This window comes from Levilactobacillus sp. HBUAS70063 (assembly GCF_038374745.1).
Taxonomy (GTDB): Bacteria; Bacillota; Bacilli; order Lactobacillales; family Lactobacillaceae; genus Levilactobacillus.
In genome coordinates, this window is the sequence record NZ_JBANSM010000013.1 from 1 (window position 1) to 9,903 (window position 9,903).

General features: G+C 42.8%; 18 protein-coding genes, 1 tRNA gene and 1 pseudogene. 8 read left to right on the top strand and 12 right to left on the bottom strand.

The genetic code is table 11. From position 1 onward, the window contains the following. The 10 genes and pseudogenes from V8I28_RS12705 to V8I28_RS12750 all read right to left on the bottom strand — a co-directional run. A pseudogene (locus V8I28_RS12705) lies at positions 1 to 247 on the bottom strand (DnaD domain protein); the annotation flags it as partial. 30 nt (positions 248 to 277) lie between these two features. Further along, the gene (locus tag V8I28_RS12710; RefSeq protein ID WP_341780434.1) at positions 278 to 1,243 is read right to left on the bottom strand and encodes a recombinase RecT; all 966 of its coding nucleotides are present in this window, start codon (positions 1,241 to 1,243) and stop codon (positions 278 to 280) included. A gap of 2 nt (positions 1,244 to 1,245) precedes the next feature. Continuing rightward, a complete protein-coding gene (locus V8I28_RS12715) occupies positions 1,246 to 2,133 on the bottom strand; it encodes a YqaJ viral recombinase family nuclease (protein WP_341780435.1) in 888 nt (295 codons plus the stop codon). After that, on the bottom strand, positions 2,133 to 2,423 hold the full coding sequence (locus V8I28_RS12720; RefSeq protein WP_341780436.1) for a hypothetical protein: 291 nt from the start codon (positions 2,421 to 2,423) through the stop codon (positions 2,133 to 2,135). The genes V8I28_RS12715 and V8I28_RS12720 overlap by 1 nt, the downstream gene beginning before the upstream one ends. 130 nt (positions 2,424 to 2,553) lie before the next feature. Further along, entirely contained in the window at positions 2,554 to 2,712 is a 159-nt protein-coding gene (locus V8I28_RS12725) for a hypothetical protein (RefSeq protein ID WP_341780437.1), read from the bottom strand. Positions 2,713 to 2,725: 13 nt separating this feature from the next. Further along, complete coding sequence (locus tag V8I28_RS12730) at positions 2,726 to 3,061, bottom strand: DUF771 domain-containing protein (protein WP_129033019.1); 336 nt, start codon at positions 3,059 to 3,061, stop codon at positions 2,726 to 2,728. 4 nt (positions 3,062 to 3,065) lie between these two features. Beyond that, positions 3,066 to 3,575, bottom strand: a complete 510-nt coding sequence (locus tag V8I28_RS12735; RefSeq protein WP_341780438.1) for a helix-turn-helix domain-containing protein — start codon at positions 3,573 to 3,575, stop codon at positions 3,066 to 3,068. 60 nt (positions 3,576 to 3,635) lie between these two features. Beyond that, complete coding sequence (locus V8I28_RS12740; protein ID WP_164505618.1) at positions 3,636 to 3,800, bottom strand: hypothetical protein; 165 nt, start codon at positions 3,798 to 3,800, stop codon at positions 3,636 to 3,638. A gap of 25 nt (positions 3,801 to 3,825) precedes the next feature. Then, positions 3,826 to 4,116 (bottom strand): hypothetical protein, encoded by a 291-nt coding sequence (locus V8I28_RS12745; protein ID WP_341780439.1) that lies wholly within the window; start codon positions 4,114 to 4,116, stop codon positions 3,826 to 3,828. Then, positions 4,116 to 4,322: a helix-turn-helix transcriptional regulator gene (locus V8I28_RS12750; RefSeq protein WP_072557994.1), complete on the bottom strand. Its 207-nt coding sequence runs from the start codon at positions 4,320 to 4,322 to the stop codon at positions 4,116 to 4,118. Before V8I28_RS12750 ends, V8I28_RS12745 begins: the two co-directional genes overlap by 1 nt. 142 nt (positions 4,323 to 4,464) lie before the next feature. Here V8I28_RS12750 and V8I28_RS12755 point away from each other — a divergent pair, with 142 nt between their 5' ends. Then, positions 4,465 to 4,695 carry a helix-turn-helix domain-containing protein gene (locus V8I28_RS12755; protein ID WP_003642789.1) on the top strand — a complete coding sequence of 77 codons (231 nt, stop codon included), beginning with the start codon at positions 4,465 to 4,467 and terminating at the stop codon, positions 4,693 to 4,695. A gap of 69 nt (positions 4,696 to 4,764) precedes the next feature. Continuing rightward, positions 4,765 to 5,190, top strand: a complete 426-nt coding sequence (locus V8I28_RS12760; protein ID WP_341780440.1) for a hypothetical protein — start codon at positions 4,765 to 4,767, stop codon at positions 5,188 to 5,190. Here the strand turns inward: V8I28_RS12760 and V8I28_RS12765 are convergent. Both V8I28_RS12765 and V8I28_RS12770 read right to left on the bottom strand, forming a co-directional pair. Then, positions 5,156 to 5,293, bottom strand: a complete 138-nt coding sequence (locus V8I28_RS12765; protein WP_341780441.1) for a hypothetical protein — start codon at positions 5,291 to 5,293, stop codon at positions 5,156 to 5,158. The two genes, V8I28_RS12760 and V8I28_RS12765, sit on opposite strands and share 35 nt — an antisense overlap. A gap of 31 nt (positions 5,294 to 5,324) precedes the next feature. After that, positions 5,325 to 5,549, bottom strand: coding sequence for a helix-turn-helix transcriptional regulator (locus tag V8I28_RS12770; RefSeq protein ID WP_139960796.1), 225 nt, complete (start codon positions 5,547 to 5,549; stop codon positions 5,325 to 5,327). Between the two features lie 172 nt (positions 5,550 to 5,721). Here V8I28_RS12770 and V8I28_RS12775 point away from each other — a divergent pair, with 172 nt between their 5' ends. The 6 genes from V8I28_RS12775 to V8I28_RS12800 all read left to right on the top strand — a co-directional run bounded on the left by V8I28_RS12775 (position 5,722) and on the right by V8I28_RS12800 (position 9,731). After that, positions 5,722 to 6,066, top strand: a complete 345-nt coding sequence (locus V8I28_RS12775) for a helix-turn-helix domain-containing protein (protein ID WP_341780442.1) — start codon at positions 5,722 to 5,724, stop codon at positions 6,064 to 6,066. A 5-nt stretch (positions 6,067 to 6,071) separates the two neighbouring features. Then, positions 6,072 to 6,479, top strand: a complete 408-nt coding sequence (locus tag V8I28_RS12780; RefSeq protein WP_341780443.1) for a hypothetical protein — start codon at positions 6,072 to 6,074, stop codon at positions 6,477 to 6,479. Between the two features lie 14 nt (positions 6,480 to 6,493). Continuing rightward, positions 6,494 to 7,075: a hypothetical protein gene (locus V8I28_RS12785; RefSeq protein ID WP_341780444.1), complete on the top strand. Its 582-nt coding sequence runs from the start codon at positions 6,494 to 6,496 to the stop codon at positions 7,073 to 7,075. A 462-nt stretch (positions 7,076 to 7,537) separates the two neighbouring features. Beyond that, positions 7,538 to 8,299: a hypothetical protein gene (locus V8I28_RS12790; protein WP_304057645.1), complete on the top strand. Its 762-nt coding sequence runs from the start codon at positions 7,538 to 7,540 to the stop codon at positions 8,297 to 8,299. Between the two features lie 49 nt (positions 8,300 to 8,348). Further along, positions 8,349 to 8,434: transfer RNA gene (locus V8I28_RS12795), tRNA-Arg, on the top strand. A 103-nt stretch (positions 8,435 to 8,537) separates the two neighbouring features. Beyond that, entirely contained in the window at positions 8,538 to 9,731 is a 1,194-nt protein-coding gene (locus tag V8I28_RS12800) for a site-specific integrase (protein WP_341780445.1), read from the top strand. The last annotated feature ends 172 nt before the right edge of the window (positions 9,732 to 9,903 follow it).

A 9,903-nucleotide genomic window follows, 5' to 3' on the forward strand; every position in this document is an offset into this window, starting at 1 on the left:
TTTTCCCTTTGACGTATTTAATTAGTCCCAATTGGACCAGTGAATTTCGTGCCTTATCGAGGCCGGGCTCGGATAGTCCTGTCAGACTAAGTAGTGCCGAATTTTTCATGCGAAACTGAATGTCCAACTTGCCTTCATCGTTCGCGTAGTCTAGTAACTCACGATACAGATTGTTTTGGCCGTTAGAGACGCTCGCTTCATACATTTTAAAATTGCGGTACGCCCGTCTTTGTTTGAAGTAATCCAAGCTTTCACCCCCTAATCATGGTCATGTTTTTTACTTCTTATCGTTGATAGCGTTGAAAATATCCTGTTGTTCCTGACTGGTCAAGTCTGACTTTTTGTCATCTTTATCTGTTGCTGGCTTACGCTTAGTCTTGGCCTTTTCTGTTTTTTTCTCGTCAACGATTTCAGGATCGCTGTCAGGATTGCTATCATCATTCGTGGCATCATCAGTAATATCCAACCGATCATCAACGAGTTGACCATCATCAGTTAATTCTTGAGGCCTCTCGTCCTTGCTGACGGCGTTTTGCATCTCAATGGATAAGATACCCCAGCGGCCCAACATGCTTCGGAGAACCGTTTTGGTGGCCATTGCATCGTAGTTATCACGCCATACACCAGTTAGCGACCGTTTATCCTTAGCCTTGTTGTTAGCAATTCGGTGGGCTTCGACCTGATTACGTGTCCAATAGACGGTCTTGGTAAAGCCATTCAGTAGTTCAAAGTATCCAGCGTAGCCCACAATCTTATCTGACGTTTGCTTGCTGAAGTCGTACTTGAGCTCTTCTGCCAATGGGTCCCAGGAGATGAACGCCCCCTCGGGAATTGGTGCCACATTTAGCTTATGGTACTGACCAGAACGCTGGGCCAGTTGAATGTAGCCCTTGTATCCAATGATGAGCTGAGCTTTCTTCTCCCAGCGTCCAGTTTCCTTGTTCTTACCGTTGAATGGGACAATGTAGGCATATCCCAAGTTAGGGTCAATGGGTAAATCTAAAGTAGCGGCCACCATAGCGCTGGTCATAATCGACATTGGCTGCGCGTCTGCTAGATAGCCATTGGTATTGACTACGTTCAAAACGGAGCTAACAAATCCTGATGACTTATCCTTTAAGACGTTTTGAAACTTGGCCTGAATCGTTGGTGATTCTAGCAGAACCTTGATCGACGCATTTTTTGCGCTAACTTTTTGAGGTTGCTGATTTAGCGCTTTATTCAAAGTATTATTAGTTGCCATTTCTATTTCTCCTTAATCCGCAGTACGCGGTTCCCACGCTTGGTCAAACGATTAGTTACAACGAAGTGTTCTGATGTACCAATCTCGGTCGTTAGCATTGCTGCCCGAACCTTATTTTCCGTAGTCTTGATATCGTTGTTGTAAGTTTTAAGCCCCTGCTTAAGGTGCTCACGCTCAACCAGCAACTTATCTAAATCATCGTCCAAGATGATGGGTTGCCCTTCCGTCTCATGATGCAATTGCTTTAAGACGTTAGTCGTTGAATCCGACCCATCAATCTCTGGCGGAATACCTTGGATGATGTGCTTCTCCCACCAATCAATCAGTTGCTGGCGCATGGTATCAATCAACTCATCGTCTCGCTCAACTCGCTTGGTGATGAAGTGGTGGCCACCAATCAACGTGGCAAAGTAGCAATACGGCCGGTCAAGTACCATCATGTAGTGCTGAACTTGTAGCAAGTATGCCGGTGGAATTTCATCGTCCGTCCATTCAAATGACTTAAATTCCATCGCAGTCTTAATTTCGAGGAACCCAGGCTCGCCAACGACGTCTCGGTCGATGTCAGCTCGCAAGAAGTCATACTCAGGATCAACAAACGTTTTATTCTGACGATGAACTTTCTTACCGGTTTGCCGTTGGAACTCTTGAGCCAAGATAGGCTCCATGATGTTGCCCCAGTGAGTAAACTCATTGCCGCTGTCATCAATCGGTAGTCGGCCGGTCTTATCGGCCCACACTTCGAAAGGCGAGCGCCAAGTGTTGAAGCCTAAGATAGCAGATACATCGGAACCGCCAATGCCCTTGCGGCGATGTTCCAGCCATTGATAACGATTCATTTTGTAGGTCATCTCGACCTTTGGACGTGGTCGTTCTCGAATTTGGTCCATTACTTTACCTCCTCAATTAGGCCGTCCCCAAGGTAGGTGATTCGCCGTGCTTCTGGACAGTATCCGTATAGTGCCAATACTGCGTTAAAGTACACGTCGTGACCACTGTCACTAAAGTTCTCAAGGTAGTTATCCACGTCAATTAAGCTGTCGTAGATAAAAGCCTCACGATCACCGTCATCAACTACCCAGTAGCGACTACCTGTCTGTAGCGGTTCACCAGCGGTGTCTAGCGTAGCGGGTTCACTAATGCTACTGATTTGTTGCCGGCCGTATAACTTGTCATACATGTAAGACGTACCTCCTAGCATTGAAACCACCGTCCTCTTGAGTTAGAATTACAGTAATAGATATTTAACAAGAGCAATCTTGTTTTGAGTTCTGGGGTGCGACCTAGAACTCTTTTTTTATGCCAAAATTTCATTGTTGGTCCTCCAGTCCAAAGAAGTCTTTTGCCCAGGCTTTCCAGCCGCCGTAGTGATGCACCGATTCGGACAGTTTGTAGCCGCCGTAGATGCACAGGAACATGAAGCAGAACCACGATGCAAATTCGCCGAAGTAGTAGTAGAACACATCCATTCTTGTCACCTCCTTACCAAGGTAATTCTTCCCAGTGACGGTCTAAGAACTCCGCCATGGGGCCAGCTTTGAAAAGCCAACGTGTCCCGGGCCCCGCAGCCTCTTTGATTTCATGATGGTCAACCATTTGTTGAATCTCTCGGCTGTACCGCGGATTCTCTAGGATGCTGGCTTTGATCCAAGTCGTCGACTTCTTGCCGACCCACTCACGCAGATCTTGCATGGTCCACGTTCGACCGGTCAGTGCTTGACCACGAAGGCTCTCGATTTCGTCACGCTGGACTAACTCGAAGTTATCCGGAATGGCAATTTCGATATTTGCTTTGATACTTTGCGGTGCTTGAATCATGTTTTCACCCCCCTATTCGCTTGTTATAAGCATCGAAGACGCTTTGAATATCCTCACCCGCGTACTTGGCTTTCATCGCGATATCAGTCTCTTCGGCGCCAATCTCTTCAACGTATTCCTGGAAGTAGTCCCGGATGAGAAGCGTTTGCTGTGGTGATCTAAGCTCTGGCTTAGTGGTCATCGCTTCGTCAAACGACTCTTCAAGACTTCGCCGCTCATTCTCTTCTTTTCGCTGTTGAAACAGGGCCGCCATTACATCGTCATGTTTAGTCTTATTTTTCATAAAAGACGGAATATGGTAATCCTCCCGTGCCCCAGAAAAATTAAGCCAAATATTTTGCAGTGTGTCCGCCAACGATATTCTCGTTGGCTTGTCCGTGTTACGAGTGCCGTTCTTCAAACGACTTAGCTGACCGACAGACACATGAACCTTACCAGCTACTTGCTTGTGTGTTAGCGAACCCTGAATCCCATCTAGGGCAAGCGTTAGTTGTTCTGAAAATTTGCTTTGCATCTTTTTCCTCCCATCGTGATTGGAAATTGAATTCAATCACTTTTCCTAAGCTCACAGTTATCATTGATACTGGAGTTCAAATGACTGGTCATTTGCTTTGGAACATTCAATCATGTACAAGCGATCAAGATAGCCCTCGCCATTTGCTTCAACCATCGCCGCAATGATATCTGCGGTATGATTACTACTTTCTGCAACGAAGTTGATCTTTTCTTGCCGTGTCATCTTGGTACCCCCTGTTCCTTGACAATTAAAAAACTGCCTTAATTGACTCAAATATCTTTTGTGCTTCTTCAATTTTAGATATGGGTAAATCATTGATTCTTTTGAGTCGTAGTTTCGTTCGAATGATGCTGTTGAAGGCTTGCGACAATGAATCATATCTAACCGGAGTTTCTTCGGAGATTTGTTTAGCAAAATCTGTAATCTCCTTTTTAAACGTTGCTAACTCCGTTGGAACGTTACCCGGATGATTGTCTGCAACAGCTTTTCTTACTTGTTCTTGAACCATCTGTTCAAGCTGTTCTTGCGTTACTTCCATTACTTGGTCACCTCCTTAGGTTCTAATAAGTCATCCACAGTTACGCCCATTGCTTTGGCAAGTAAATTTAGTGTTACAGCATCAGGGTGCTTTGTTCGATTCTCGAGGGTGTTTACAGTACTCTGTGATACGCCCGCAGCATCTGCTAGTTTTGCTTGCGTCCAGCCAAGCTTGGAACGAATTTTTTTAATTTCTGAGCCGATCATGTTTTTCATCTCCTTAGAGTTAACGCATTTGCGTAACTATGCTTTTATTATAACGCCATTGCGTAAATTGTCAACGCAACAGCGTAACTTTTTTAAATGAATTTGTTTTACGATTAACGCAAACACGTTTGGAGGACCTTTTATGACTGAATCAGAATTAATAATTCAACGCTTGTATGATCTTATGCGTGAGCGCAATTTAACCGTTAATCGTTTGGCTACGTTAGCAGGAGTTACTCAATCAACGGTGAGTTCTTTTATTTATCGACAGAGTGTTCCAAAAGTAGATCTATTGCATTCGCTTTGTTCTGCTCTTGGCATCTCAGTTCACGACTTCTTCGACTTTCCGCCTTACAACGAGGTGGAAAAATGAACTTAATACCTATATTCCTTTCTTCAATGAACTAATTACTAAATCGTTCATCGAAAGGAGGTGACTAAAATGATCTTTAAGAACCAGCTAATCTCAGTATCTTCTGCCGTTGCTAAGTCAATAGGCAATGGTAACCAAAATCATTTGATTTTATTTACCAGTTCAACCGCCATTATTGGTGATTTACTATCTGATGGTGATCACGTTGAATCTAGCCCCGTTTACTCAGCTTTATTCGAAGGGCTTACCTCTTCTAGCAAGCTTTTCGACGAAACTATCGATAAATTTGGCAAAAGTAATAGCTACGGCAGTACTAGTAAACGTCAGATTATTTCCCGAATGAGAGAGCAGAAGGACTCTATCGTCTATCTTCAAAACGTAACTATCCAATCGCTGTCTTCACTGCAGCCCTTAAATGTCGACTTCTTAGCAGTAGACTTGGATAAAATCACTAGTTTCACTATTGGTTCTTCTTCGATGCAGGATTCTCAATAGCTATTTGAATGTGACGCTCTTGGCTACTAGCGATAACCTTGAGCGTTTTGTTTAAGCTACGAAGTTCTGTGAGAACTGCATTTTGGAATTCTTCTTTCTCCATCAGCTCACCTCCTCAGATTTCTGTGTGATAATCACACGGATGAAGTGAAAAATTTTTCCATTTGAACATGAAATAACACCGCAAGGGCTTGAAGTTCCTCCGCTTTAAAATTGTAATCCCCATTTTCTCGGCGATTATACTTATCTGGAGTGCTAAGACCTAAAGCTTCTGCGACCTCAGCTTGGGATAAGTGATTCTCATTACGCAACTTTTTTATGAATTCAAGGTCTACACGTTTCTTAGCAATTGCTTGCATTAATTAGGCCTCCTTTCCGTGTGATTATCGCAACAACTTACAAGACACAGTATAACGTGTGATTATCACAACGTCAAGATATAATTGTTAATTTCACACAAAATATTCTCTATTTTCACAACAATGTTATTATTAATGTGTGAAAAACGCATATTAGATAGGAGAATGGCTCGTGAACAGTGATGAAATACTGGCTAAAAGAATTTCTTACCTGCAAGAAAACTCTGAACTGAGTCAAACGGAAATTGCGCGAAGAATCGGAATTGACCGTTCTGCTTTTAGCCGCATAAAAAATAACACCAGAAAGGTATCAGCAGATGAACTCAACAAAATAGCTGATATTTTTGGAGTTACTACTGACTACTTGCTGGGACGAAAAGTTGACCTCGGTGATGTACCAGTCGCCGCCCATATTGATGGCGATCTAGCTGACTTAACCGACGAGGAACGTCAAGAAATAAGAGACTATATTGAGTTCAAAAAGGCGCAGTACAAAAAGCGTCATGAAAAGGACTGAGTTTATTGAATAGACTTGAAACCTTGATGGCGCAATATTCGGAAATTACTTTTAGCTTCAAAAGGTTACCAGTGCGCCTGAGCGGCCTGGCAATCGGTGATGAGGTCGCCCTTAACGAAAGAAAAACACCCGATCAACTATGCCAATGGATACTAGAGGAAATTGGCCATGTTGAAACTTCGATTGGCGACATTACCGATTATGGATCGTTAGAGAATATGAAACAGGAACGCCGGGCTCGTGTTTGGGGATTTACTCACTTGCTGACACGGGCTGACATGGACCGTTTACGTCGCGAATATGCGTGTGAGGACTCAGATTACCCCGCCGCTGATGACATCGGTCTTGAATTACCATACCTGCATGAAGTTGGTTTGGCGTATGGATTGCAGTACAAGCACGTTTTAGATTAAGGAGGTCATCAGCAATGACTGAAAGTGAACTTGCAGAAGCAATATTCGACGACGATTTTTTCAAGGAACAGTCATTAATTTATCAGCTCTACCGCTCAGGGAAAATGCTGGATCACGTTCGAATATCAAAGGGGGATAACTCCATTATCGTTTGGCCCGAATCATACAATAAAATTAGAGTTGGCGATATGTTGTCTAAAGATGGTGATGAATTAATTGTTACCACGATTTCCAGCCAGTCTGCAAATATTGAACAGTTCAAGACTCAAACTCGACATGAATATGAACGAGAGTTCGGAAACTCCACTCATATTGATCATGTGAATCAAAGTCAAATCGCAATTGGTAATAATGGAGTCTCTCAGTCTCAGAGTAATCATGTTACATTGAAAACGATCAAAGATAACGCCTTTGACATTAAGCCGGAGGATCAAGAACTTTTTCATGAGCTAGTTGATCAACTTCAACAGTTCGAATCCGGGAAAATAAGTCTAAAAAAAGACAGTTTCTCCAAGTATGGGAAACTGCTAAAAGACTATCTTCCTCTTGGGCTACAAGTTGGCGAGTTCATCCATCTGCTTTTCTTCGGCCACTAACTTAGCTGTTTCATTTAAGGTTAGTTTCTCTTGAAATACCATAGTCCCGTCATCACGGAAATATTGAGCCCAATATGCTGTAATATGGTCAGAGCTTTGCTTAGCTAAGATAACTCGATTAAGACTTACCCGTTTAAATTTAACTATTGGTGCACTCATATCTTTTCACCATCCCCACTGTTCGTGAGTATATCAGGACTCACATGTAGTAATGATAGTTGGTTTTCCAAATAGTTTGTCATGTTATTAGAAACCACCTGCATCTCACCAACGGTGAGGTTCATGGTCATCATCTTTTTAAATAGCATATCGCAAACGTCATCGCATCGAATTTGATCCATTGATACCATGTTTACCATCTCCACTTACGTATTTATCGTAATTATAAAACATACGTTCACTTTTAGCTACTGTCCAAAACTGATGACGTTAAAAGCTGTACATATCTCAGGAGGAATCATGATGCCACTCTTTTTAATTATTATCATAGAAATATTTGTTCGGTTGCTGATACTAGCAGCGTGTGCAACTGGTGCTTATTTTTTGTTTGCCGGTATGAAAAACTCACATCCGATTCTAGGAAGTTTAGTTGGAATTCTAGCTCTCATTGTCATTTTTAACATATTTGTTCCTTCGTCGTATGCTGCCAAAAATCGAATGACTTTCCAGCACACCTACACTGCTGCAGAGAAGAAGGCCAATCACAGACACGCGGTGGCGGCATCAGAATCACGAATCGCTGCTTCAGAGTCACGTGCCAAAGAGTCTTCTATCGAAAAGGTAGCTGCCGCTAAGCAGCATATCAAAGAAACAACTGGGCTCAGTGGATTGAAGTATCAAGTTAATAAAGCGTTAAAACATGATGATGTATTAGCCTTCTACACAAGCTCAAGTGTATCCGTTAAGGGCGTTGATACATCAAAGCCCTACTTTGCCAACATTCAGATAAATAGTAACAAGGAAAGTAAGGACACCATGAAAGATTCTGCTGCTTCTGTAGTAAAAGGAATTCAAAAGATGAAATACTCTGACTTTAATACAATTAAAATCTCATATGTTCAGGATTTACAAGATACATACGGGCATAAAGAAAAAAACGTCCCTGTTATTGTCTATACATTTAAGCCAAAAACTATTAAGCAAATGGTCCCTGGCAATATGAGCGTTTCAGATGTCATCCATGCAGCTGATGGATATATTAACAAGCCTGTAGAGGGTGAATAACAGCTTCTGTCTGGTGACTCCCCTCGGTTCGATTCCGGGAGAAGCATTTGGACCCTTAGCTCAACAGGATAGAGCAACAGTTTCCTAAACCGTAGGATTCATTGGGTTCAGTTGGTTCGCGTCCAACAAGGTCCATAGCAATACAAGAAGTCCCTAATGGGATTTTCTTTTTTGCCATCAAAAGAACATACGTTTGGAAAAATAAACAGTTTCAGTTTCCAATTAAGGAGGAATATCCATGGCAAGTATTACCAAGCGAGGCAAGAGCTGGCAGGCCAGGATCAGCTATAAGGATGCCGATGGCAAGTTTAAGACGAAGACCCACGGTGGGTTCCGCTCAAAAAGTGCTGCTACCGCGTGGGCCAATCAGTTTGAAGTCGACCGTAGTAATGGAAAAATCGTGACAGCCGTCGTCCCTTACTTCAAAGACTACTTTTGGGATTGGTATCAGACATACAAGGAACCCGGCATTAAAGACCGAACACGCCTGACTTATGAGCTCAGTCATAAGATACTGGCCAAGGGAATGCCTTATGCGCGCCTTGATACTGTCACTCGCCGTGACTATCAAGAATTCATCCGAAACATCGGCCAAACCCGTTCTAAAGAGACCATGGCCAAACTATGCTCCCAATATCACGCCTGCATCAAGAACGCTGTGTACGATGGCATCATCTCGAAAGACTTTGCCTATAACGTTACGATGGTCTATGACAAGGACAGGACGCGTAAAATTCAGTACCTCAACGAACATCAGCTCAAGCTGTTGACCACATACCTGCTAAGAACGCGGCGTCCACAATTTACTGGTCGGTACATGATCTTAACCGCACTTGATACTGGTATGCGTCCTGGCGAAGTTGAGGGGCTTAAATGGAGTGCCATTCACTTTGATACTGGTATGATTGACGTCAAGAATTCTTGGAACGAAACGAATCAGGACTTTGAGGATGTCAAAAATGAGTGGTCGTATCGATCTGTCAGGGCCAACCGCTGGTTACTGGACGTGCTTAAAGAGCTCCCCCGCAATAATTCCCGGGAGCTAGTCTTTGCCGAGAAAAATGTGATACCGACATCTGCTGGTATAAACAAGGTGCTGAGAACATCTTTGAAGGCCATCGGTTCCCCACTCAAAGGATTCCACTTCCATTCTTGTCGTCACACTCATGTAGCTTACTTGCTCGGACAAGGTGTTGACCTGTATGCCATCTCTAAGCGACTCGGACACAGTAGCATCGTTATCACCGCCAATCGGTATGCGTATATGATTGATGAATATAAATCACGGACTGACCAAAGAATAATTGATTCTCTTGATGTTTTGTCCAAACCTTCTATCGAATTTAAACTCCTTGATAGCCATAAAAAACTATCCCAAAAGTGGAGCGTGCAAAATCTGCGCAAAGTTTTTTTATCTTCTAGTCTTTTCTAGTATCTTTTCAAAATAAAAAAGCCTGCCAGGCGTTATCCTGACAGGATTTCATATTTCGCTAAAAACGCCTATTTTTCCTTAATAAGCCGCTTATTGGATTTAGTGATGCTGTAATATCAATGTTAATAGCGATGTTGCGCAAAAAACGCGCAATAAAAAATATTTTTTTGCT